This window comes from Williamsia sp. Y721, from assembly GCF_059683565.1.
Window position 1 is genome coordinate 928,600 of sequence record NZ_JCASNH010000002.1, and the last position, 24,225, is coordinate 952,824.

A 24,225-nucleotide genomic window follows, 5' to 3' on the forward strand; every position below is an offset into this window, starting at 1 on the left:
TGCGCGTGTGGCGCGAGTGAATAGAGCGCTGGTGGCCGCGGCCGCTGCCATCGGGATGTCGACCGGGGCGGTCGCGCTGATCCCGACCGTCATGAACGCGCCGACCGCGGTGTCGCCGGTGATGTCCGGGACGGACACGGCGAACCTGTACAACTCTGCCCAGCTCCAGTTCCGCCGCGGTGAGGTGCCGTTGGGGCTCAATGCACTCCGACAGCTTCTGGTGGCCAGCCCCTCCGACACCGATGCGCTTGCGCTGCAGGCGATCTGGTCCGACTACAGCGGTGATGCACGGGCGACCCAGGCGGCACTGGCCGCCCTGGGGACCTATGATCGCGCCTTGCAGGGACGGATTCGCGAGGTGCTCGCCGGCATCGGCCGCGGGGTGGTCGTTGGCCCGAATCCGGTGCCGGGCCTGCATGGGAAGACGACCGGGATCGTGGTTCTCGGAGCCGGCCTGAACCCAGACGGAACACCCACCGCCGAGACGGCCAGCAGGCTGTTCGCCGCCTGGAGCCAGGCGATCGTCGCCCACGAATCTGCGGTGATCATCTCCGGGGGCGCCAACGCCCGCGGACAACGCGAGGCCGACGTGATGCGGACCTGGCTGGTTGACCACGGTATCGCCGCTGCCCGTCTCCATGTCGACTCAGCAGCCCACTCCCTGGCGCAGAGTGCGGTGGCCTGCGCTGCAATGGCCAGGGCGCTGAGCCTGGCGAATGTGGTGGTGGTGACCTCACCGGATCAGGTTCGGCGCGCTGCGGCCGACCTGGTTGTCGCCGGGATACCGGTGGTGTCGGCGACCACGTCGACCCGAGAACTGATCGGCAACCTGTCCGTGCCCGCGAAAGTCGATCAGCGGGACATCTACATCGATGCGACCGACATCCTCGGCCTGCCGTCGGACCGCATCAAGGCGGCCCGTTCCGCCGCATGATCGCGGCGTCTCATCACTGAACCGAACGGAAGTGGCTGATCACACGGCCATCGGCGTATGTGTGGAACGCCAACCCGGCAGGCTGTGTCTCGTTGACCACATCGGCCCCTTCGAACGGCAGATTGAGGGTCGAGGACACGCCAGGGGCCAGGCACAGTGGCCGTCCGGCAAAGGTGGTCACGGCGCCGGTGTGGGCGTGTCCACACATGAACATGGTGATGTTCGGATGCCGCTCGACCAGTGCGGCCAACCGCTCTTCCCCGGTCTGCCGGATGGTGTCCATCATCGGCATCTGCAGCACAACCGGCGGATGGTGGAACGCAACGAACACCGGAACCTGCGGTCCGGCCGCGGATATCTGCTCGTCCATCCAGGCGAGGGTCTCGTCGGTCAGGTAACCCCCGTTCTCGCCGGGGATGGAGCTGTCGCAGATCAGGAACAATGTGCCTGCGATCGTCCGAGAGAAATTGAGCGGCGCGGTGTGGTCGGTACTGCGCAGGGAGAGCTCGTCGGCCAGGAAGGTCTGGTTGAACTCGTCGCGGGAGTCGTGATTTCCCGGGCAGATCAGGGTCGGCAGCGGACTGTGCAGCGTTTCGCCCGCTTCTTTGTATTCGGAAGCCAGACCGTTGTCGGTGATGTCGCCCGTCACCAGTAATGCGTCGATGCCGTCGGCTCTGGAATTGATGTAATCGAGCACAGCTTGGATCCGGTCGCGCTTTGCGGCGGTTCCGTTGAAGTGAAGATCGCTGATGTGCGCGACTACGAGCACGTGGACTCCTTTTGGTGCGGCTGTGGGTTCCCGCGGGGCGCAGGGCGGCCATCGGAACCCGTAAATACCGTAGCTCGCTCGAAGATTCTGGGCACGTGCAGCCGTGCTGCCTTCCTGCTCTCAGAGGTCGCCGGGTAGCTTGTCCCGGCGGATACCGCGCCAGGAGGGGTGACGTAGGTGACCCGTGCTGGTCCAGTCCATGAACCTCACATCGGCAACGAGTTTGGGCAGAACCCACACCGCGTCCATCTCGACGGGGCGATCGAGGTGACCCAGGAACGGTGAAGTCTTGCGGCGCAAGGGCTCCAGCTCGGCGAGCAGGGCGTCGAGTTGGGAATCTGTGAATCCGGTCCCGACCCGGCCGACGTAGCGCAGCCCGGTCTCCTCGGGCAGGCCCATCAACAGTGAGCCGATCCGGTTGCTGCGACCACCTTTGCCTGGTCGCCAACCGCCGATCACCACCTCGATGTCGCTCCAGTTCTTCTGCTTGAGCCACGTCTTGGAGCGTCGGCCTTGCTGGTAGGTCGAGTCGCGCCGCTTGGCGACAACACCTTCCCATCCGCGCTCACGACTGTGGGCGATGGCATCCGACCCCGGTCCGGGCAGAAGGGGTGGAACCTGCACGGGCGCATCGGACGAGAACGCCTTGCCGATCTCCTCGAGCAGTGCGCGCCGGTCCTGCCAGGTGTGTCGAAGCAGCGACGAGCCGTTGAGATACAGGATGTCGAACAGCAGGAGTTTGACGTCGAGGTCTCCGGAGTTGTTGCGGCCGGCGAGCTGGGTGAAGTTGGTGCGTCCCTGCTCGTCGAATACCACCATCTCACCGTCGAGCACCACATCGAGCAGTCCCAGATCATCGGTGACCGTGTGGATCTGGGGGAAGTCCGCGGTCATGTCGATGCCCGAACGTGACGTCAACCGGAGCTTTCCATCGATGTAGCGCAACAGAATTCGGTAACCGTCCCATTTGCCCTCGAAGGCCCACTTGTCGTCGGTGAAGTGCTCGATGGTCTCGTCGGTGGCGAGCATCGGCCGCGGATCACGCAGACTGTCGGGCATGATCGGGCGTGCTTCGTCGGACATCAAGTGGGCCAACCAGTTCTTGTCGCCGGTCTTGATCAGCGCGTAACGGCCCTGGATGCGTTCGCCGTGCAGCCGGACGATGATCTCGCTGTCCCGCCACTTCTCGGTCTCGTAGGTACCCCGATCCCAGATCTCCACATGACCGCCACCGTATTCGCCGGACGGGATGTCACCCGAGAAGTCGGCGTAGTCGATCGGGTGATCCTCGGTCTGGACCGCCAGTCGATTCTTGTCACCTTCCAGCGGAAGGTTTTTGGGGACCGCCCAGGACACCAGGACACCGTCACGCTCGAGGCGGAAGTCGTAGTGCAGGCGACGGGCGTGATGCTCCTGGATCACGAACATGGGTTCGGTACTGCGATCGGCATCGGAGCGACTGTCCCCGAACGGCTCCGGGGTCTTGCGCTCGTCGCGTTTGCGGCGGTACGCGCCGAGATCGACGACCGGTGTCGCCGGTGATGTCGGTGATGTCGGTGATGTCGGCAGTGGCTGCGCTGCCGACGTGTTCTCGAGATCGGCCAGCAGGTCACCGTACGTGTCGATCCGGTCGGCCATCTCATCGAACAAGATATGCCGGATATCTTTGTCTTCCAGTTCTTCCCAGAGTCGCGGTGCGGCCACGCAGGGCTGTTCGCGGCCGCGCATCGAGTAGGGGGCCAGGGTGGTCTTCGACGCGCTGTTCTGGCTCCAGTCCACGAACACCCGCCCGCCTCGCACCGATTTGGTCATCTGCGCGGTCACCAGATCGGGGCTCTCGGACTGCAGCCCGGTGGCTATCTGCTTGGCAACCTTGCGCGCGGAATCCGATGAGATCACCGTTTTCAGCGTGAAATACACATGGATGCCCTTGGATCCACTGGTCACCGGGAAACACGGCAGGCCGATGGCGTCGAGCATCTCCTTGACCCGCAACGCGACCTTCGCGCAGTCGAACAGCGACACATCGGGACCCGGATCCAGATCGAGCACAACTCGATCGGTGAGCCGGTCCGCCTTGTACGACGCGTCGTCCCGTCCTGGCGAGTTGGCGAGGGTCCATTGCGGGACATGCAATTCGAGTGCTGCCTGCTGAGCCAGCCAGACCAACTCGGCCCGAGACGACAGCACCGGGTACACCACGTCCCGATCACTGTGCCCGAGCCGTGCCCGGCCAATCCATTTCGGAGCATGGTCAGGCAGGTTCTTTTCGAAGAACGGAGTGGATTCGACGCCGTCGGGCCACCGTTTTCGGGTCACCGGCCGGTCGCGGATGTGCGGCAACATCACGTCGGCGATCGCGCTGTAGTACTCGATGACCTGGGCCTTGATCGTGCCGGTCGCGGGATAGATCACCTTGTCGAGGTGGGTGATGGCAATGCTGTGTCCGTCGACCTCGAGTGTGTCGCGCCTGGGCATGCCACGACTTTTCATCGCCGCAGGGGGCTGCGTCAAATGCTCAATACCTGCACAATGGCGATATGCGTTCGATTTGGAAGGGCGATCTCAGCTTTGGCCTGGTGAATGTGCCGGTCAAGGTCTACTCCGCGACGGAGAGCCATGACCGTACGTCGCACCAGGTCGATTCGAAGGACGGCACCCGCATCCGATACCGCAAGGTTCGTGAGGGCACCGACGATGAGGTCGAGTTCTCGCGGATAGCCAATGCGTACGAGAGCGACACCGGTCAGACCGTGGTTCTCACCAAAGATGATCTGTCCGAACTCCCGGTGCAGCGCAGCCCCGAGATCGCGATCACCGACTTCGTGCCGATCGACCAGGTCGACCCGATCTATTTCGACAAACCTTATTACCTGGAGCCGGCGAGTAAGTCGCCCAAGGCATACGCGCTCATGCGCGAGGCCCTGAAGAAGACGGACCGGCTGGCCATCGCCACGTTCACGCTCCGGAACCGTACGCGACTGGCGGCGCTCCGAGTGGTCGGTGACGTCCTGACGTTGCAGACCCTGCTGTGGCCGGACGAAGTACGGGAGGCGGCGTTCCCGTCTCTCGACGAATCGCCCGACCTCAAGCCGCAAGAACTCCAGATGGCCGCCTCGCTCATCGAGTCGATGTCGGGCGACTTCGACCCGACCCAATATGAGGACACCTATCAAGAAGAGCTGAGCAAGCTCATCGAGGCGAAGGCCGAGGGGACCGAGGCGTTCACCGGACCGGAGACCAAGGACGAGGAGGAGGGCGACGACTCGGAGGTCGCCGACCTGCTCGCGGCGCTGCGGGCGTCGGTGAAGGACCGCGGTGGGTCGTCCACGGACGACGACGACGAGGGTTCGGCGAAGAAAGCGCCCGCAAAGGCGGCGGCCAAGAAAGCCCCGGCGAAGAAGGCCCCGGCGAAGAAAACGGCCGCGAAGAAGACCGCAGCGAAGAAGGCCCCGGCCAAGCGCAAGGCCGGCTGAGCTTCGGCGCCCTACGCCCCCGGTCGGGGTTTCTGGCAATCTGGACAGATCGACCAACACGAGCCAGTCCCTGAACGCGACGCCACCGTGCACACGCGCAAGAACACCCGAACCGGGCGCCGGGTCACCGCAGTGGAAATCGCGGAGGCCGCCGCCCTGGCCGACGTCGCCGCGGCGATCTGTGTGCTGAGCCGGGTGTTGCCCATCGGCGGCGCCGCGGTCCTGGTCGCGTCGGTACCGTTTGCCATCCTCTCCGGCCGCAGGCGCCTGCGCGTGAGCCTGCTCGGCGCGATGACGGGCTGGGTCGTCGCATTCCTCTTCGGTGGGGTGACCGCGGCGAACCTGGTCGGCTCGGCGGCGGTCTTCGGCATCCTGTCCGGGACCGCGCTGCGCCGCGGATGGAAGTCGCCCCAGGTCGCCCTGAACACGTTTGTCTTCATCGCAATTCCGTCCGCGGCGATCGCCACCGGACTCATCGCCGCACTGAGCGACTACCGCGAGTTCATGTTCACCCAGATCCGCAATGGCTGGCGCGGCGCCGAGCGGGTCATGAACAACGCCGGGCTCGAGGGACTGACCGACGTCATCGGCCCGGTGATCAACTGGTGCATCGACTACTGGTGGATCGCCATACCGGCGTTCGGTGTTGTCGGGGTGACGTTCTCCGGGCTCGCGGTCTACGTCGTGCACCGCAGGCCCCTGCCGCCCATGATCGCCAGACTCGGTGCCCCGCATGTCGAGGAGAAACTCGACGAGTCCGGACCTGTTGCGCCGCTGCCGATGCGGCTGGACGGTGTCGGGGTGCAATATCCGGGCGCTCCGGTACCGGCCATCTGGGATGTCTCGCTGCAGCTCGACGCCGGTGAGGTCGTTGCGGTGACCGGACCCAATGGTGTCGGCAAGTCGACGCTCGCGAAAGTCGTCGCCGGGCGGGCACCCACGACCGGAACCGTCAGTCGTCCCGGTGCGGTTGGTCTCGGCAAGCCCGGTGGCACTGCTGTCATCAGCCAGCGCCCCGAGACCCAGGTGCTGGGCATGGTCGTCGCCGACGATCTGGCCTGGGGCAATCACGACCTCACCGAGGCCCAGATGAACAAGCTGCTCGACCGGGTGGGTCTGAGCGGGATGCTCTACCGCGAGACCAGCACCCTCTCGGGTGGTCAGCTGCAACGCCTGGCCATCGCCGCCGCGCTGTCGCGGGAGCCTGCCGTCCTCATCAGCGACGAGTCGACCGCGATGATCGATCAGGAAGGCCGGACCTCGGTGATCGAGGTCTTCCGCGAACTGGCCGACGCCGGGGACACCGCCGTCCTGCAGATCACGCACGACGTCGACGAGGCAGCGTTGGCCGATCGGGAGATCGTCCTCGACTCGTCGCACCGCGAGGTCTCCACCGAACTGCTCAACCCCAGCCGTCCGGTGGGGCACATCAACGGCGCCAACGTCGCCCTCTACGACGTCGGGTTCGCCCATGACGCGGGAACCCCGTGGCACAACCAGATTTTCAGCGGCCTGAACCTGCGGATCGAGGCGGGATCGGCCGTGCTGATCACCGGACCCAACGGTGCCGGAAAGTCCACATTGGCAAGGGTTCTGACCGGCTTGCAGAAACCCACGTCAGGACAGGTGATGCTCGACGGGGAGCCGGTCCGCAACGGCCGCGACCATGCCCTGCTCGGATTCCAGTACTCCAGACTGCAGCTGGTGCGCTCGCGGGTGCGCGCGGACATCAAGGATGCCGCAGGCGTCGACGACCTGGCGGTGAACGTCGCACTGATCGAGCTCGGGCTCAATCCGGCGGTGCTCGGTGACGCGCTCGTGGATCAGCTCTCGGTCGGGCAACAACGCCGGGTTGCATTGGCCGGTCTGTTGGCCTGCAAGCCCCGGTTGCTGGTGCTCGACGAACCACTGGCCGGGCTCGACACCCCGGCCCGTGCCGCGATGGTCAGGGCACTGCGCCGGGTGAAGGCCTCGGGCACCACATTGGTTGTCATCTCTCACGACGTCGGTGAACTCGCCGACCTCGTCGACCGCACCGTGGTGGTCGACGAGGGCACGGTCGACGGAGCGCCGGTCAAGCCCGCGCCCGACCCGTCGGAGGTGAAATCAACCGCCAACCTCGCCAATGTTGTTCGCACGCTGCCACATTCCTCGCCGGCCCGGAGACTGTGGGTCGGCACCAAGCTGCTGACGCTGGCTGCGGTCGCGGTGATGTTCATGCTCGAACCGACCTGGCTCAGTGTCGGGGTCGGGGCCGGCATCGCAATCGGCTGGACGCTGCTCGGCAAGGTTCCGCGCGCCGCACTGCCACGGTTGCCGAAGTGGCTGATCGGCATCACCCTGTTCGGTGGATGGATCACGGCGCTGGGCGGTGACGAACCGTACGTCACGGTTGCCGGGGTCGAGTTCGGACTCGGCGGCGCGATCTACTGGGGCATCCTCATCTGCATGACGGTGCTGTCGCTCTATTGCGCATTGCTGTTCTGCTGGACGACACCGATGGTCGAAATACCTTCGTTTGCGCAACGATTGGTCGGTTGGGCGGCACGCATCGGTATCCCGGCCCAGTCCGCCGCCATGTCGGTGGCCCTCGCGCTGCGACTGTGTCCGTTCATGATCAGCGACTTCCGGACTCTGTTGCAGACGATGTCGCAACGCAAACCCGACCATCGCCAATCGATGGGCGAGCAGATCAACGGCTGGATATCCTGCCTGACAGTCGTCTGTTCGCTGGCGGTACAGAACGGCCGGGAGCTCGCTGCGGCCGTCGAAGCCCGTGGTGGAATCGGATCGGTGGCCCGATCTGATCGGAGTCCAAGACTTATCGACCTTCTGGTGCTTATCGTGGTGTTCGGATCGGTTGGCATGGTCATCGCACTGGGTTGACCCTCGGATGACAGCTCAAGAGCGGATCGATCCGAAGTCGACGACGACTGGGAGATTTCCGTATGACCGCACAGTCAGCATCAGATATCCCCGACGAGGATGCCTTGTTCACCGACGTCCTGATAATCGGGGCGGGTCTGTCGGGGATCGGCGCCGCGTACCGCATCAAGGAACGAAACCCGGGACTGAGCTACGCGATCCTCGAACGACGCAGCCGGATCGGTGGCACCTGGGACCTGTTCCGATACCCGGGGATCCGTTCGGACAGCGACATCTTCACCCTCAGCTACCCGTTTGAACCCTGGACGCGGCCGGAGGCGATCGCGGACGGTGACCACATCCGCGAGTACCTCACCGATACCGCGCGTCGGAATCGGATCGACCAGCACATCACGTTCGACACCCGGGTCAATTCGGCCGACTGGGATTCGCGAACCGACACCTGGACCGTGCACGCCGAGCAGGATGGCGCCGACGTGACCTACAGCTGCCGGTTCCTGTTCTTCGGGACCGGCTACTACAACTACGACGAGGGATACCGGCCGGTCTTTCCCGGTGAGGACGAGTTCACGGGGCAGATCATCCACCCGCAGTTCTGGCCAGAAGATCTTGACTACGAGGGCAAGAATGTGGTCGTGATCGGTAGTGGCGCCACGGCGATGACACTGGTTCCGGCGCTGGCGCAGCAGGCTGGGTCGGTGACGATGCTGCAGCGTTCACCCACCTATGTCTTCTCCGGACCCAGGGTGAACCGAGCTGCCAACGTTGTTCGTAAGGTGTTGCCACGCAAGGTCTCACATGCGCTCATCCGGTACTACTATGCACTGTTCGCCTGGTTGCTCTTTCGATTCTCGCGCCTCGCACCTGGCGCGATGGCCAAGTTCCTGCACAATATGGCCGTCCGTAATCTGCCGGACGGCTACGACGTCGACACCCATTTCAAGCCCAGCTACAACCCGTGGGATCAACGAATGTGTTTGATTCCCGAGGCGGATCTGTTCACCATGATCACCGATCAGCGAGCAACGGTGGTCACCGATCACATCGCGTCATTCGATGCCGACGGTATTGCACTTGTCTCGGGTGGACACCTCGACGCCGACATCATCGTCATGGCCACCGGCCTGCAGCTACAAGCACTGGGCGGTGTCGTGGTCAGTGTCGATGGGGCCGAGATCAAACTCAACGACAGATTCGTTTACAAGGGCCATCTGCTCGAAGACGTGCCGAACCTGGGCTGGAGCGTCGGCTACACCAATGCCTCGTGGACGCTGCGATCCGACATGACCGCGCAGTCGGTGGCAAAACTGTTGGCGCATATGGGTGCGAACGGATACACACACGCCTATCCCCATCGAGGAGATGAGGCACTCGCCGAGATACCCGCGTTCGATCTGCAGGCCGGATATATTCTGCGATCGCCCCACGTGCTGCCCAAATCGGGAACCCGCCGACCCTGGCATGTGCGCCACAACTACGTCCTGGATGCGATCGATCATCGTTTCGACCGGATCGAGGAAGCGATGGTATTCGGCCGGGTGAGCGACCCTGCCACGGTCGAGGCCTGACCGGGCGACTACTGCGTTCGTCGTAGCGAAGGTGCGTTGGCGAAACCTGCTGGCACGCCGCGGCTAAGCTCCATCCATGGTGAAGTTCAATGTGCTCCTGGGGCTGGTGGCTGCGGCCGGTGTGCTCACGCTCGCGGCTGCGGTCAACCGGCACACCGTGTGGTGGTTTGCGGTTGCGATCGTGGTCATGGTTTTGCTGGTTGCCATCTACGACGTTCTTCAGAAGCATCATTCGATACTTCGGAACTATCCCGTGATCGGGCACATGCGGTTCATGCTCGAATCGATCCGGCCCGAGTTGCAGCAGTATTTCATCGAGCGGAACTACGATGGCCGTCCATACGACCGCAATGTTCGATCATTGATCTACCAGCGCGCCAAGGGATTACATGCCGAGGCCGCCTTCGGTACCGAACGTGAGATCACCGAACCGGGATACGACTATCTGCTGCACTCGATGGCGCCGGTGCCGATGGCGCAGACCGTCCCGACGGTGCGCCTCGGCGGACCCCAGTGCGCCCAGCCGTACGACGCGCCCCTGTTCAACATCTCGTCGATGAGTTTTGGTGCGCTGTCGGCAAATGCGGTGCGCGCGATGAACAAAGGCGCGGCTCTCGGTGGATTTCTTCACGAGACCGGCGAAGGTGGACTGACCGCGCACCATCTCGAATACGGTGCACCGCTGGTGTGGGAGATCGGCTCGGGGTACTTCGGCTGCCGAACCGTCGACGGGAGCTTCGATCCGCAGCGCTTTGCCGAGAAGGCGGGTCTGCCCAACGTCAAGGCGATCCTGATCAAACTGAGTCAGGGTGCCAAGCCCGGTCTCGGTGGTGTGCTGCCGGGTTCCAAGGTCACCGCGGCGATCGCGCAGGCCCGTGGTGTGCAGCAGGGTGTCACCGTGATCAGTCCACCGGCGCACAGCGAGTTCACCAGCCCGATCGAATTGATGCACTTCGTGGCCGAGCTCCGCCGCCTGTCCGGGGGAAAGCCGGTGGGCTTCAAGCTGTGCGTGGGTACCCGCACGGACGTGCTGGCGCTGTGCAAGGCGATGCTGCGCACCGAGATCGCGCCCGACTTCATCACCATCGACGGGGCCGAGGGTGGTACCGGTGCGGCGCCGCCCGAGTTCGCGGATCATGTTGGTACACCGTTGAATCTGGGTTTGATGATGATGCACAACGCGTTGGTGGGCACCGGCCTGCGGGGGCGGGTCAAGATCGGTGCCGCGGGCAAGATCGCCGGCGGTACCGACATCGTGAAGGCTCTGGCGCTCGGCGCCGATTTCACCAACGCTGCGCGCGCCATGATGATGGCGGTCGGTTGTATCCAGGCGCAGGCATGCCACACCAACAATTGTCCGGTGGGTGTGGCCACGCAGGATGTCCGCCGGGCGCGGGCGCTCGATGTCGAAGACAAGGGTGACCGGGTCTTCAATTACCAACGCGCAACGGTGGAGTCGGCGAAGCAGGTGCTGGCTGCGATGGGTTTGACCAGCTTCGACGACCTCGGGCCCGCGGTGGTGATGCGCCGGGTTGGTCACTCGACGGCGGAGTCGTTCGAGGACCTGTTCGAGTGGCTTGATGAAGGTGAACTGATCCGTGGCACCGACCGCGCGGAATGGGAGCGTGACTGGCAGCGGGCCGATCCGGAATCCTTTGCGGTACCTAAGATCAGGACCGCATAGACAGCGATTCGCCGGAGTCCGGGACGATCAGGTGCTGATCTCGTCGATCAGGCCCCAGTCCAAAGCTGTTGTGGCATCGATGGTGTCACCGCTCAGCACCAGATATGCGGTGCGCCAGCGGCCGATTCGTCGGGGGATGCTGACGGTACCGCCTGCCCCGGGTATCAATCCGAGGGTGAGTTCGGGGAGCCCGAAGACCGTCGCCGGGTGGGCGGTGACGTGTCCGCAGACCGCCGCCATCTCCAGTCCGCTGCCCATCGTGGCGCCGTGGGTGTAGGCCCGCAGGTTTTCGCCGAGTCGATCGCGCAACGTGTTGAGAAGCAGCGCCGGGCTGAAACGGGTGCGGGCCAGATGGGCGGCCGCCGGATCGGAGAAGGTGCCGAACTCGGTGAGATCTCCTCCGCTGCAGAATGATTTGCCATTTCCCCGGAATTCCACCCCGGTCACCGTCGGGTCGCTCAGGGCAACGGTGAGGCCGTCGATCAGGCCGGCGCGCAGGGTGTTGCTGAAAGCGTTGTGCCGCTTGGGCTGATTGAGCGTGACGACAACAACATCGCCTGCCCGTTCGAGGACAACGGGCTGTGGCGGATCGGCCAGACCGCGTGGTCCCTGCGCGGCCAGCCAGTCTCCGAACTCGCGGCCGGCCTGCAGCGTCGAATAGGCCAGCGACTCGGTCATCAGCCCGCTGAAGGTCTCGGTGTTCGATTCGCCTGCCCGCAGCACGTCGTCGCAGACCGCCGCCGAGACCGGCCGGTCGGCCAGTCGCTGCGTCAGTGTGGCGATCGCCGCCGGTATCGAGTCGACGGTGATGAAACGGCGATCGTGCGCAGGCGCCTCCGTGAGGGCAAAGGTGGAACGGCCGACGAGACGTTCAGCCTCATCGGAGATCGGGCCGCCGCCCGAATCGATGGCGATCAGGCATCCGGGGACCAATTCCTCGGTCGATCTCCGCGGATCGGCCAGATCGACGAAGACCGGACCCTGGTGGTCCGACGCCGTGTGCCCTCGTACGCCGTGCAGTTGGGACACGCGATCTCCTTTGTCGTCGGCCACCTGATCGGTCTCACCGTACTGCGACACGCGAAACAATATGTGATCTGGCTCTCTCCATCGTTTATCTGACGGGCTGACGGGTACGCCTCTTGAGGACGCTCAATATCGATGCCCACCAATCCTGAGGAGACTGATATGAGCCTTTCCACCAGCACTCTGCGCAACCAGCTGCGGACGTTGTTGACCCTGACCAATACCGAGATCCAGGTGGCAGAGACCCGAACCGCCCAGGCACGCACCGAAGCGGTACGCCGGGAACTGTCCCAGAATGCCGCGAACGGTCGTATCCGTGCCGTCGCGATCGAAAAAGCCATCCGTGAACTTGGCGGACTGCCCGATGTGCTGCGCCCCGTCTTCGGTCGGCTGGCAGCAACCGCGAAGGCCGTTGCCGAACAGGTCCAGCCCCTTGATGAGGCGTTGCTCGGCGACCTCGCCCTCGAACACCAGTTGCTCGACCGGGCGAAGTACGTGAAGGCGCTTGCGACCTCCGAGGGTGAAGCCGAGATCGTTGCACTTGCCGAGCGGCTGATCGTCGCCCACGAGGCAACCGTCAATTGGATCACCACGCTCCTGGCCGAAGAGGCCATCGGTGGCCCGGTGGCATTGCGACGCGGTCCGTTGCAGGCCGCGAGCGGCACCGCCTTGCGCGTTGCCGGTATCCCCGCGACGCTGACCGCGCGTGGTGCCGAACGTGTTGTCGACGCGCTCCGCACTGCGCCCGCCCGGTTCGGTGGATTCGTCGACAAGACGCAGGAGACCGGCGAGGCCGTATTCAAACTCGCCACCGATGCCGGTCACGACGCCGTCGGACGGTTGAGCTCGACCGGTGATGCGGCTGCGAAACAGGTGGGCGAGGCCGCCGAGCGTGCCGCCGACATCGGAAAGACCGCCCGCAAGACCGCTCGGGCAACTCGGGATGCGGCGCTCGACGCCGCCGAAGACACTGCTCGGGCACAGGGCGCCGTCGGCGCTGCGGAGGCGGTGCACGCCGTCCGCGAGGCCGCCGGGGTGGTCGATCCCGCCGACCTACCGATCGACGACTACGACTCACTGAACGTCAACGCGGTGATCGTCCAACTCCGGGAACTCACCAAGCCGGCTGACATCCGGTCGATCCTCGCCTACGAAGAGGCACACAAGAACCGGCAGGGCGTGGTGTCCGCTGCCCAGACCCGGCTTGCTGCCATCGCGCAGGAAGTCATCGGTGTGAACTGATCTGATCGGTCGCTCACCCAACGCCAACTCGCCGTCACCGAAATCCCAGGTGGCGGCGAGTTCGTGCGTCAGGTCCGGGCGAAAACGACTGGCGTACGGCGTACCCAATCGGGCACAGTTGGTTGGTGACCGCACCATCTGGCCTACCCCGGGCGCTGAAGCCCTTCGCGCATCAGCAGTATCGACTGCTGTGCACGGGGCTGGTTCTGGCGATGTTCGCCGACGGGATCTGGACGGTCGGTGTCGTCTGGCAGGTCATCGGGATGGGCGGCGGGCCGGGACAGTTGTCGATTGTCACCGCGGTGGCCGCCGTCGGCATGGTCGCCTCGACACTGCTCGGCGGTGTGCTCGCGGATCGGATGTCGAAGCGCACCATCCTCATCGCGCTGGAGGTGGTCAAACTCATCGCGATCGGCGGTGTCGGTGTGCTGGCACTGTCCGGGACGATCACGCTGTGGCATCTGGTGTTGGTGTCGCTGATCGGTGGTGTCACCACCGGGATCTATTACCCGACGTACTCGGCGTTGATCCCGTCGTTGGTACCGCGGGAAGAACTGATGGCGGCCAACGGTATCGAGGGTGTGTTGCGGCCCACCATCTTTCAGGCTGCTGGACCGGCCCTCGCGGGCGGGCTCATCGCGATGTCCTCGCCAGGGGTGGCGATCGTCGGGTCGGCGGTGGCCTCGGCGCTGTCCGGGGCCTTCTACCTCCTGATGCGTCCGACGCCGCCGAGCCATGAGCCCCGCGCCAAAGCCGACCTGGTGCGCGGGACCGTCACCGACATCGCCGAGGGGTTCGCCTACATGTGGCGCACGCCCTGGTTGCTGGCGACCCTGCTGTACTCGCTGGTCCTGGTGTTGATGGTGATGGGGCCGATCGAGGTACTCGTGCCATTCGCCATCAAAGAGCGTGCAGGCGGTGACGCCGGCGACCATGCGATCGTGTTGGCGGCCTTCGGGTTCGGAGCCGGACTGGGTGCGATCATCCTGGCCTCCATGCCGATGCCCCGCCGCTACCTGTCGGTGATGTTTGTGATCTGGGGTCTGTGTTCGGTGCCGTTGGTGGCGGTCGGGCTCGCCACGGAGCTGTGGGCTTTTGTTGTCGCCGCGTTTGTTCTCGGCATGGCATTCGACGGTCCGATGGTCCTGTGGGGAACGTTGTTACAACGGCGGGTGCCACCGCACATGCTCGGCCGGATCTCGAGCCTCGACTTCTTCGTCTCGATTGCGTTGATGCCGGTGTCGATGGCCATCGCTGCTCCGGTCAGTGAACTGATCGGTCTGACCGCAACATTTGTCATCGCCGGATTGGTGCCGGTTCCGTTGGCCGTGATCGCGTTCTTCGCGTTCCGTCTGCGCGACGACGAGATCGCCAATCCACTCCGTGATACCCCGAGCGTCGAAGAACTCGTGCCTGCGGGCGGAGGGACGGAAGGGTCGTCAGATCAGGAACTTCCGGGCACCCGCCTCGATCAGGCGGGTGAGGTCGTTGATGATCGGTGACCCCAATTTCCAGTACTGCCAGAACAACTGGATGTCGACGTGGTGATTGCCGAGCTTCTTGACGGTCCCGGCGGCGAGTGCGGGTTCGATCTGGGCGGCGGGCACGGCACCCCAGCCGGCGCCCAACTCGACGGCACGGTGGTACTCGACCGACGCGGGCACGTAGGTCACCGGCGGGTCGACGTGCTTGCGGGTGAGTCGATTGAGGAGATCGAGCTGGATGGTGTCCTTGCGGTCGAAGGAGACCATCGGCGCCCGGGCGAGATCGGCGGCCCGTAGTCCGTTCGGAAGCCAGGTTTCGATGAACTCGGTGGTCGCGACCGGTAAATAGCGCATGGATCCCAGTGGCAGCACCGTGCATCCGCGGACTGGCCGTGGATCGGACGTGATCGCGCCGACCGCCTGCCCGGCGCGCAGGAAGCCGGTGGAGTGGCTCTCGTCGTCGCGCAACACCTCGACCGCCACCGGATGCAGTTGCTGGATCTGGGCGACCACCGGTAGCAGCCAGACGGAGATCGAGTCGGCGTTGGCGGCGATGGGTAGATGTATTCGCGGCACATCACGCCAGTCTTCATGTCCCTCTTCGGGTTTGCCGGTCAGGGCCGCCACCGCCTCCAGTCGGAGCAGATCCCATTGCGCGGCCAGGCGCAGCAGGATTTCGCCGTCCGGTGTGGCCCGGGCAGGTTTGGTGCGTTGCACCAGGACCACACCCACGGCGGTCTCGAGTGCCTTCATGCGCTGGCTCACCGCGGACGGGGTCAGATGCAGAGCTGCCGCCGCGGCGTCGAAGGTTCCCTCGCGGACCACCGCGGACAGTGTCTGCAGGCCCTCGCTGCTGATGTCCATCATCAGTAACTCTAATGGTTCTTGAAAAACATTCGCTGGATTCAAGCCGGTCAGGGACTTAGCGTGGCCTGGTGAGCTTTGTGGTTCCCGCAATGGCGGGTCTGTTGACCGGTGCCGGCCTCATCATCGCGATCGGTGCGCAGAACGTTTTTGTGCTGCGCCAAGGGATCAGGCGTGAGCACGTGATGTCGGTGGTGGCGATCTGCACCGTGTCGGATGTGGTGTTGATCCTGGCGGGTGTGGCCGGACTCGGTGCTGTGGTCGCGGCATATCCGCAGGTGGTCGACGTGGCCACGGTGGCAGGGGGTACTTATCTACTGGTGCTCGCTGCGTTGGCCGCACGCCGGGCGATGCGACCCGGTGCGATGGAGGTCGCAGGTGGAACCGCTGCGGCGGGGCGTTGGGCCGCGGTGGGGACCGCGATCGCGTTGACCTGGCTCAATCCCCACGTCTACCTCGATACCGTCATCACGTTGGGAGCCGTTGCCAACAGTCATGGTCCGCAGAGCAAGTGGGTGTTCGCGGCCGGTGCATGCGTGGCGTCGTTGCTCTGGTTCGCGGCGTTGGGCTTCGGGTCGTCCCGCCTGGCACCGCTGTTTGCCAGACCCCGCGCCTGGCAGCTGTTGGATGTGGTGGTCGCGGCGGTGATGGGAACGTTGGGGGCCGTGCTGATCCTCAGTGCGGCATTCTGATGGTCACGGATTTCGGTCATACATTTCGCGAGCGACGAGTTTCTGACTACTGTCGTTCTCAGAGTCTGTCCGCTGGGGATCGTCGAAGGTGTAGTGAGGTGGAGATGAACAACGACAATGCTGTTGCCACGTTCTTTGAACTCAAGGAAAGCCAGGCCGTCAGCGATCCCGCGCTGCTCGACGAGCTGTGGGCCGGTCTCGAGCCGATCGGTCGAGACTTCATGATCGGCGCCTGGTCGGGTGGTGAATTGCCCAGTGGCCACGCCATGGACGGTCAGCTCGAGCTGGTCAACTGGCATGGAAAGACCTTCGACAGCTACCACGACGTGAAGCCGCTCGTCTGCCGCGACGAGGATGGGAATCTGTACTCGAACAAAGAGCTGGGCAAGGGTGAGGCCAGCCTCTGGGCGGTGGAGTTCCGCGGCGAGACCACGGCGGCGATGGTCTACGACGGGCAACCCGTGATCGACCACTTCAAGAAGGTCGACGACACGCACGTCATGGGCATCATGAACGGCAAGACCAGCCTGGTACGCGAGCGGCACTTCTACTTCTACCTCGTCCGCGAGTGACGTCCGCAGGGATGAAGGGCGCGGTCGCCGCGGTCCTTACCGAGGTCGGTGGCACGCCGCAACTGCAGGAGATCGCGCTCAGGGAACCGGTCGGTGCCGAGGTTCTGGTGCGGATCGATGCGGTAGGGATCTGCCATACCGACATCTCCCTGGCGGCGCGGTGGCCTGCCAAGCGCATGCCGATGGTGTTCGGTCACGAGGGAACGGGTGTGGTCGAGGCTGTCGGACCGGACTGCACGCTCTCGGTCGGTAGCCGGGTTGTGTTGACATTCAACAGCTGTGGGAACTGCCACAGCTGTGCGGCGGGTGCCCCGGCATACTGCGTGCGGTCAACCGCTCTGAACATGCGTGGCAATGGCGGCGACGCGCTGAACCGGCGCGGTGAGCCGGTCATCGGCGACTTCTTCGGGCAGTCCAGCTTCTCCACGTATGCACTTGCACACCAGCGCAACACGATTTCGATCGGCGACGAGATCCGCCCCGAACTCGCAGCGCCCCTGGGATGCAGTGTGCAAACCGGTGTCGGCGCCGTTCTCAATGCACTGTCACCGGACGGCGGTCAGGCGATCGTCGTGTTCGGTGCCGGTGCTGTCGGTCTTTCCGCGGTGATGGGCGCCCGGATAGCCGGCTGCGACATCATCGTCGCGGTGGACCCGAAATCCGAACGACGCGCGCTGGCAACCGATCTCGGAGCTACTCACGTGCTGGATCCGGTGGGGTCGGAGGTTGTCGCCGAACTTGTCGAGATCACCGGTGGCGGCGCCGACCACGCGCTGGACACCACAGCGTTGCCGTCGGTGTTGTCGGACGCACTCACCGCGCTGCGTCCCCGTGGACAACTGGGCATCGTGGGGCTCGGTGTCCCCATTGCAGACCTACCGGTCGGGCTGATCATGGGCAGGGGATTGCGGCTACGTGGTGTCGTGGAAGGTGACAGTGTGCCGGAGCAGTTCATCCCGGAACTGATCGGGCATCACATGCGAGGTGATCTTCCGCTCGAAAAGCTGGTCACCACATACGAATTCGACGATTTCGGGACCGCATGGAAGGCGGCCTGTACCGGTTCGGCCATCAAGCCGGTACTGACCATGCCTGCCTGACACCCCCCGATCCGAGCCTGACGTCCCCAAACGCTCCGGAAATACGAAGACGATCCACAAATACGTGGATCGTCTTCGTATAACTGGAGCGTTTGGGGGTGGGGGATTGGCGGTCGGTCAGGCGGTGTCGGTCATCTGGGTGACGAATCGTCCCGGTGTACGGCCGTACTCGCGTGCGAACGCGGACACAAACGCAGGCACACTGGCATAGCCGACCAGATGGGCGACCTCGGTCACCGAACTCGTCTCGAGGAGAACAACCGCGGCCTCGAGTCGAATCTTGGTGCGCCACTGCGAGAACGGGATCCCGAACTCGCGGACGAAGTCGCGTTGCAACGTTTTGGTGCTGGTGTGCAGTCGGGTGGCCCACTCGTCGAGCCGGGTCTGGTCGGAAGGATCGTGCAGCAAAGTGCTGGCGATCGTGTCGGCAAAACCTGCACTGCGGCTGACCGGCGTGCCGATCGGGTGTCTCCCCGCAAGGTCGCGATGGACCTCGCCGAGGCCGGCCATGATCAGCGCCCGTGCCGCCAGCGCGTCGTCTTCGTCCTGCCCTGGCCGGGCGATCTGCTCGATCAGGCGACGGGCCGCAGCATTGGTCGACACCGCTGCCACCCGCAGGTCTCTCAGATTTGCGGGCGTCTCGCGCAGGCACACGCGGTAGACGATCTGCTTGCGGGAGGCGAACACCTCGTGGGTGACGCCGCGCCTGGCCCACAGTGCTTCTTTGTTGCCGATGAACTCTGTCCGGTTGGCATGGCGAACCGACAGCATTCCGTCCGGCGTCCAGTACAGCTGGTGGACGAAGTCGCTGCGAGATCTCGCGATCTCGAGGGCGCCACCCGATGCGTACTTCAGGATCCGGATCCCGGTGGTGGGTCCCAGACCGTACCCGTATTCCTCAACCCACAACGGGTCGGCGGCGGCCCCGAAAACGCTGGGTGCCGCGGAGCGATCGAACTGTCCTCCGAGCGTCACGAAGTGTCCTCTCAAAGTAGCCGTGAGGTAGCCATGTAAGGCTAACCTCAGCTGGTGTTCGGGTGCGGCCGTGGGGTCCGCATCACGATTTTCCGCGTAGTAGAAGGAAGTGCAGATGTCCGCTCGTACGAATTGGCAGAGCCTGGGCGTGGTCGCCATCTCGGCCGGCCTGGTCCTGGGTGCCGCCGCATGTGGCAGCGACGATTCCAGCTCCGATAGCGCCGAGACCAGGGTCTTTGTCGCCGACAACGGGGATATCACGATCCCGGTGGAGCCCGAGCGCATCGTTGCGACCGGCTATGCGGTCCCGGCACTGGTCGAGTCGGACGCACCCCTTGTGGGCATCTCGACCTGGGAGCGCGGCACCGACCTGATGTCTGACGAGGATCTGGCCGAGTACAACGAGCTGGAGAAGGTGGCAGGCGAATCCGCCGCCGAGACCAACTACGAGGCGATCGCGAATGCGCGGCCGGACCTCATCGTGATCGGCGTACCGAAGCCCGCCCTCGGCGACATCGACATGGCGCGACTCGAATCGATCGCACCGGTGGTCGCGATCACCCCAGGCGTGCCCTCGGCGTGGCGAGAGATGACGGCCCGTCAGCTCGACGCCGCAGGTGAAAGCGAGACCTATGCGGTCGACAAGGCGGCCTACGAAGAGAAGGCCGCTGCGCTCAAAGAGAAGTACGCGGGTGTGCTCGGGTCGCTGAAGTTCGGGCATGTCGGAGCATACGGCGACTCCGCAGCCGGTGACTTCATGCGGGAATTCGGCGGATCGTGGGGCACGAATGTCGCCCAGGACATCGGCGTGAGCTACTACGGAGAGGTCAAAGAGAAGGGCAACGGCGCAGCTGCAGTCTCGGAGTATCCGTCGATCGAGGAGATTCCGGCCAGCCTCGGCGACGCCCAGGTGATCACCTACACCCTCGGGGATGACGGTAAGCCGAACGCAGAAGTCCAGTACGTCCTCGATTCGCCGCTGTTCAAGAATCTGCCCGCTGTCGCGGCGGGTCAGGTCTACGGCTTGCAGTACACCGAGGCCGCAACCTACGCATCTGCGATGCAGACCCTCGACGCGATCGACGCAGCGTTGGCACCACTACTGGAGCCGGCACCGTCGGCGGCCCCTGCTGCATCGTGAGGACAAGCCGCGTAGATCCGGCCGAGCGCGTTGCCGCCCATCACCGATCCGGAGATCGCTTGGCGCGCATCGGATACCCGATCGGCATTCGCACGGTCACCGTCAAGCGCCGGACAATGGTGTCGCCGGGCATGCTTCGCCTGACACTTCAGGGTCCGGCCCTGGCCGGGTTCCACACCTATCAGGCCGATGACCATGTGAAGGTCATCTTCGCGGACGCCGACGGCACAGTGCGGATCCCGACCGAGAACGCAAAACAGGAGCTGGACTGGCCGCTGCCGTATCCGGCGACCAGGAAGTACACGATTCGCCGGTTCGACCCGCAATTGCTCGAACTCGACCTCGACTTCGTGGTGCACGAAGGCGGCTTGGCATCGGATTGGGCGGCGGGCGTCGCGCCGGGTGATCCGGTGGTGGTGGCCGGACCGCCCGGGGCCCAGACTTTTCCGCACAACTATGACCACTACGTCTTTGCTGTCGACGCCACCGCCCTGCCTGCTGTGGCGCGCTGGCTCGACGAGTCACCGCAGGATGTATCGGCCGATGTGGTCGTCGAGGTGACGAACCCCGGTCACCAGCAATACCCGCTGGCGACGCGGTCCGGTGTCCGGGTGCGGTGGTTGATCCGTCCGGCGGGCTCATCGTTGCTGGCGGACACGGTCAACGCGCTGGATCTGCCGCCGGGTCGGGTATTCCTCTTTGCCGCAGGCGAAGCCGGAGACATCAAGCCGCTGCGCAGTCGACGTGATCTCGACAAGCTGATCACCGGCTACTGGAAACGCGGTGTCTCGGACGAGGACGTGGACCTCGATGAAGATGACGAAGACCACGACCACGACCATCACGACCACGACCACGACCACGACGATCACGACCACGACGATCACGACCATGATCACGACCACTAGTTCGGTTCGGACTGTTCGAGCGCGGGCGCGGGTGTGACAACCACGGTTGCCACGGCGCGTCCGCGTCGACGTCTGAGTAACACCGCCATCATCGGAACTCTGCTGCTGGTGTTGCTTCTGTTGACGGTGTTGAGCCTGTGCGTGGGGGCACGTACCACTGCGCCGGGCGAGGTCTGGGCGGCATTGACCGATTACGTCGGTACCGACGACAGCCACATCGTCGTTCGGGACGTGCGATTGCCGAGGACCCTACTGGGCTTCGCGGTCGGGGCAGCGCTCGGCACATCCGGCGCATTGATCCAGGCGATGACGCGAAATCCGTTGGCAGAACCGGGGATTCTCGGTGTCACGGCAGGCGCCGGATTCGCGTTGACCGTCGGTGTTGCCCTCTGGGATGTCCAGGGCCAGATCCCGATCGTGGTGCTCTCGTTCTTCGGCGCGCTGATCGCGTCCGTTGCCGTCTATGCGGTTGGGCGGACCTCCCCGCTGCACCTGATCCTGGCCGGGGTGGCGCTGACCGCGGTGCTGTCGGGCATTTCGTTGGGCCTGCGCCTGATGAAGCCGGACGTATTCGACCGCTACCGTTTCTGGTCGGTGGGATCGCTGGCAGGGCGTGAGCAGGCCGATTTGATGATCCCGATTCTGATCATCGTCGGATGCCTGATCGCGGCGATGATGATGACACGCTCGCTCGACACCCTCGCGCTTGGTGAGACCGTTGCGCATTCGCTGGGTACCAGGGTTGGGCTGACCCGCACGATCGTTGTGCTCTTGGTGACGATGCTGGCGGCGGTGGCGACCGCGATCGCCGGGCCGATCGTGTTTGTCGGGCTCATCGTCCCGCATCTGGCGCGTCGCCTGGCTGCCGGGTCGGTGCCCCGGTTGATCGGCTACTCGATGCTGGTTGGACCGATCCTCCTGGTCTCGGCGGATATCATCGCCCGGTTGTTGCTGCCGACCGGGGAGGTTCCGGTCGCGATCGTGACCGCATTCCTGGGTGGACCGATGTTGATCTGGGTTGTCAGGAAGTTCGGAGCGATGACGCTGTGAGCGCGATAGTTCTCCGCACCGGAAAGTTGACACTACGCGCCGAGCGACGTGGTGTGACCGCTTGTGTGACCCTGACTGTCCTCGCCGTCCTACTCGCTTTCGTCGGGCTGAGCTACGGCAGCGACTGGTCTTCGCCGGCCACGGTGCTGCAGGCATTGGTCGGGCGTGGCGACGAATGGTTTGTCATCACCCACTGGCGGATGCCACGAGTCGTTGCCGCACTGGTCTTCGGTGCTGCGCTCGGCTTGGCAGGGGCCATCTTTCAGAACCTGACCAACAATCCACTCGGCAGCCCGGATGTGATCGGCCTCGACGCCGGGGCATACACGGGTGCGCTGGTTGCGATCACGGTGCTCTCGGGGACCTCGGGTGAGTTGGCCGTGAGTTCTGTGATCGGAGGCCTGGCCACCGCGGCCCTCATCTACGCGTTCTCACTCGGATCCGGGCGTGGCGGCGTGACCCTCATCGTGGTCGGCATCGCGTTCAATGCCATGCTGACAGCGGTCAATTCGTGGATCATCCTGCGTGCCGACCTCGATGTGGCGATCGCTGCGACGGGCTGGAGCGCCGGGTCGATCAACGGGGTGGACTGGGATGAGCTCGCTCTACCGGCAGCCATCATCGCCGGGATGGTGCTGGTACTCATGGCGGTTTCATCACCGATGCACCAGTCGACGTTGGGCAACGATCTGGCCGTCACCAGTGGTGTGCAGTTGAATCGGTTGCGGCTGTTGCTGGTTGGGGCCGGTGTCGTCCTCACCGCAACTGTGACCGGGGTGGCCGGACCGATCGTGTTCATCGCGTTGGCGGCGCCGCAGATCGGGCGCCGGCTTGCCGGGTCCGCGGGCGTGGCGTTGATTCCGGCCGCGTTCACCGGTGCGGTGCTGTTGCTTGCCGCCGACCTCATCGCGCAGTTGTTGTTGGCGCCGGTGTCGTTGCCGGTGGGTGTGGTCACCACCGCCATCGGCGGAACATACCTGCTCTGGCTGCTGGTCAAAGAGGTCAAGAGCGCACGAAAAGGATTGGGACAGTGACAGTTGACAAGGCGACCGGGCCGATGGCCGGGACCAAGCCGTCCCGACTGCGGGTGCGTGGCGTGACACTGGGCTACGAGGGGCGAGTCGTGTCGACCGGTCTTGACCTCGATATCCCGGACGGCGCGTTCACCGCGATCGTCGGCCCCAATGCCTGCGGCAAGTCGACACTGATGCGCGCGATGGTGCGGCTGCTCAAGCCGGTCGACGGTGTCATCGAATTCGACGGGGCCGACGTCAATTCACTCAAACCCAAATCGGTGGCCCGGCAGATCGCTTTTCTGCCACAGGATCTGGTGGCACCGGAGAACATCACGGTCCACGGGCTGGTGCGCCGTGGTCGGTTCCCGCATCAGTCGGTGCTGTCGATGTGGTCCCCGGATGACGAGGAGGCGGTGAACCGCGCGATGGATCAGGCTGGTGTCACCGACCTCGCCGAGCGACAGGTTGGCCAGTTGTCCGGTGGTCAACGGCAACGTGTCTGGATCGCGATGGTGCTCGCGCAGGACACGTCCTACCTCCTGCTGGACGAGCCCACGTCGTTCCTGGACATCACCCATCAATACGAGCTGCTCGAGCTCTGTTCGTCCCTGCGGGATTCGGGCCGGACAATCATCACGGTGCTGCACGACATCAACCAGGCCTGCCGATTCGCCGATCACCTGGTTGCGTTGTCGGGTGGCCGGATCGTCGCGCAGGGTCGGCCCGAGAACGTCGTGAACGCCGACTTGATCAGGGAAGTCTTCGGCCTCGACGCTGTGGTGGTGCCCGATCCGGTGACCGATCTACCGATGGTCGTGCCCAAACGCCTGCGCTGACC

Annotated in this window: 20 protein-coding genes; 15 read left to right on the plus strand and 5 right to left on the minus strand. The window is 64.5% G+C overall.

The features are described 5' to 3' along the window. Positions 1 to 7 precede the first annotated feature (7 nt). Positions 8 to 934 (plus strand): ElyC/SanA/YdcF family protein, encoded by a 927-nt coding sequence (locus AC56PL_RS13165; protein WP_495514111.1) that lies wholly within the window; start codon positions 8 to 10, stop codon positions 932 to 934. Between the two features lie 13 nt (positions 935 to 947). On the opposite strand, the gene AC56PL_RS13170 is transcribed toward AC56PL_RS13165, so the two are convergent. Then, on the minus strand, positions 948 to 1,703 hold the full coding sequence (locus AC56PL_RS13170) for a metallophosphoesterase (protein ID WP_495514112.1): 756 nt from the start codon (positions 1,701 to 1,703) through the stop codon (positions 948 to 950). A gap of 120 nt (positions 1,704 to 1,823) precedes the next feature. Next, entirely contained in the window at positions 1,824 to 4,181 is a 2,358-nt protein-coding gene (locus AC56PL_RS13175) for an ATP-dependent DNA ligase (RefSeq protein ID WP_497154092.1), read from the minus strand. A 62-nt stretch (positions 4,182 to 4,243) separates the two neighbouring features. Between AC56PL_RS13175 and ku the strand changes: the two genes are divergently transcribed. The 4 genes from ku to AC56PL_RS13195 all read left to right on the plus strand — a co-directional run bounded on the left by ku (position 4,244) and on the right by AC56PL_RS13195 (position 11,317). Further along, positions 4,244 to 5,179 (plus strand): non-homologous end joining protein Ku, encoded by a 936-nt coding sequence (gene ku / locus AC56PL_RS13180; RefSeq protein ID WP_497154093.1) that lies wholly within the window; start codon positions 4,244 to 4,246, stop codon positions 5,177 to 5,179. Positions 5,180 to 5,266: 87 nt separating this feature from the next. Next, positions 5,267 to 8,065: a DUF2232 domain-containing protein gene (locus AC56PL_RS13185; RefSeq protein WP_497154094.1), complete on the plus strand. Its 2,799-nt coding sequence runs from the start codon at positions 5,267 to 5,269 to the stop codon at positions 8,063 to 8,065. A 62-nt stretch (positions 8,066 to 8,127) separates the two neighbouring features. Next, on the plus strand, positions 8,128 to 9,633 hold the full coding sequence (locus AC56PL_RS13190) for a flavin-containing monooxygenase (RefSeq protein ID WP_497154095.1): 1,506 nt from the start codon (positions 8,128 to 8,130) through the stop codon (positions 9,631 to 9,633). A gap of 76 nt (positions 9,634 to 9,709) precedes the next feature. Further along, entirely contained in the window at positions 9,710 to 11,317 is a 1,608-nt protein-coding gene (locus tag AC56PL_RS13195; protein ID WP_497154096.1) for an FMN-binding glutamate synthase family protein, read from the plus strand. 27 nt (positions 11,318 to 11,344) lie between these two features. Here AC56PL_RS13195 and AC56PL_RS13200 read toward each other — a convergent pair whose 3' ends face one another. Further along, positions 11,345 to 12,250: an enoyl-CoA hydratase/isomerase family protein gene (locus AC56PL_RS13200; protein WP_497154304.1), complete on the minus strand. Its 906-nt coding sequence runs from the start codon at positions 12,248 to 12,250 to the stop codon at positions 11,345 to 11,347. Positions 12,251 to 12,505: 255 nt separating this feature from the next. Between AC56PL_RS13200 and AC56PL_RS13205 the strand changes: the two genes are divergently transcribed. Next, the gene (locus AC56PL_RS13205) at positions 12,506 to 13,585 is read left to right on the plus strand and encodes a ferritin-like domain-containing protein (RefSeq protein WP_497154097.1); all 1,080 of its coding nucleotides are present in this window, start codon (positions 12,506 to 12,508) and stop codon (positions 13,583 to 13,585) included. Between the two features lie 125 nt (positions 13,586 to 13,710). Continuing rightward, positions 13,711 to 15,087 (plus strand): MFS transporter, encoded by a 1,377-nt coding sequence (locus AC56PL_RS13210; protein ID WP_495514120.1) that lies wholly within the window; start codon positions 13,711 to 13,713, stop codon positions 15,085 to 15,087. On the opposite strand, the gene AC56PL_RS13215 is transcribed toward AC56PL_RS13210, so the two are convergent. Beyond that, positions 15,025 to 15,933 (minus strand): LysR family transcriptional regulator ArgP, encoded by a 909-nt coding sequence (locus AC56PL_RS13215; RefSeq protein ID WP_497154098.1) that lies wholly within the window; start codon positions 15,931 to 15,933, stop codon positions 15,025 to 15,027. The two genes, AC56PL_RS13210 and AC56PL_RS13215, sit on opposite strands and share 63 nt — an antisense overlap. A 68-nt stretch (positions 15,934 to 16,001) precedes the next feature. On the opposite strand from AC56PL_RS13215, the gene AC56PL_RS13220 reads away from it, so the two are divergent. The 3 genes from AC56PL_RS13220 to AC56PL_RS13230 all read left to right on the plus strand — a co-directional run bounded on the left by AC56PL_RS13220 (position 16,002) and on the right by AC56PL_RS13230 (position 18,297). Further along, entirely contained in the window at positions 16,002 to 16,625 is a 624-nt protein-coding gene (locus tag AC56PL_RS13220; protein WP_495515982.1) for a LysE family transporter, read from the plus strand. Between the two features lie 104 nt (positions 16,626 to 16,729). Then, positions 16,730 to 17,197 carry a DUF4334 domain-containing protein gene (locus AC56PL_RS13225; protein WP_497154099.1) on the plus strand — a complete coding sequence of 156 codons (468 nt, stop codon included), beginning with the start codon at positions 16,730 to 16,732 and terminating at the stop codon, positions 17,195 to 17,197. Then, positions 17,194 to 18,297: an NAD(P)-dependent alcohol dehydrogenase gene (locus tag AC56PL_RS13230; RefSeq protein ID WP_497154100.1), complete on the plus strand. Its 1,104-nt coding sequence runs from the start codon at positions 17,194 to 17,196 to the stop codon at positions 18,295 to 18,297. Before AC56PL_RS13225 ends, AC56PL_RS13230 begins: the two co-directional genes overlap by 4 nt. Positions 18,298 to 18,414: 117 nt before the next feature. On the opposite strand, the gene AC56PL_RS13235 is transcribed toward AC56PL_RS13230, so the two are convergent. Further along, positions 18,415 to 19,272, minus strand: coding sequence for a helix-turn-helix transcriptional regulator (locus tag AC56PL_RS13235; protein ID WP_497154101.1), 858 nt, complete (start codon positions 19,270 to 19,272; stop codon positions 18,415 to 18,417). 115 nt (positions 19,273 to 19,387) lie between these two features. Between AC56PL_RS13235 and AC56PL_RS13240 the strand changes: the two genes are divergently transcribed. From AC56PL_RS13240 to AC56PL_RS13260, 5 genes are all read left to right on the plus strand, one after another. After that, positions 19,388 to 20,413 carry an ABC transporter substrate-binding protein gene (locus AC56PL_RS13240; protein ID WP_497154102.1) on the plus strand — a complete coding sequence of 342 codons (1,026 nt, stop codon included), beginning with the start codon at positions 19,388 to 19,390 and terminating at the stop codon, positions 20,411 to 20,413. Positions 20,414 to 20,472: 59 nt separating this feature from the next. Next, complete coding sequence (locus AC56PL_RS13245) at positions 20,473 to 21,321, plus strand: siderophore-interacting protein (protein WP_497154103.1); 849 nt, start codon at positions 20,473 to 20,475, stop codon at positions 21,319 to 21,321. Between the two features lie 33 nt (positions 21,322 to 21,354). Continuing rightward, positions 21,355 to 22,371 (plus strand): FecCD family ABC transporter permease, encoded by a 1,017-nt coding sequence (locus AC56PL_RS13250; RefSeq protein WP_497154104.1) that lies wholly within the window; start codon positions 21,355 to 21,357, stop codon positions 22,369 to 22,371. Between the two features lie 65 nt (positions 22,372 to 22,436). Next, positions 22,437 to 23,405, plus strand: coding sequence for a FecCD family ABC transporter permease (locus tag AC56PL_RS13255; RefSeq protein WP_497154105.1), 969 nt, complete (start codon positions 22,437 to 22,439; stop codon positions 23,403 to 23,405). Next, on the plus strand, positions 23,402 to 24,223 hold the full coding sequence (locus tag AC56PL_RS13260) for an ABC transporter ATP-binding protein (RefSeq protein WP_497154106.1): 822 nt from the start codon (positions 23,402 to 23,404) through the stop codon (positions 24,221 to 24,223). Before AC56PL_RS13255 ends, AC56PL_RS13260 begins: the two co-directional genes overlap by 4 nt. The last annotated feature ends 2 nt before the right edge of the window (positions 24,224 to 24,225 follow it).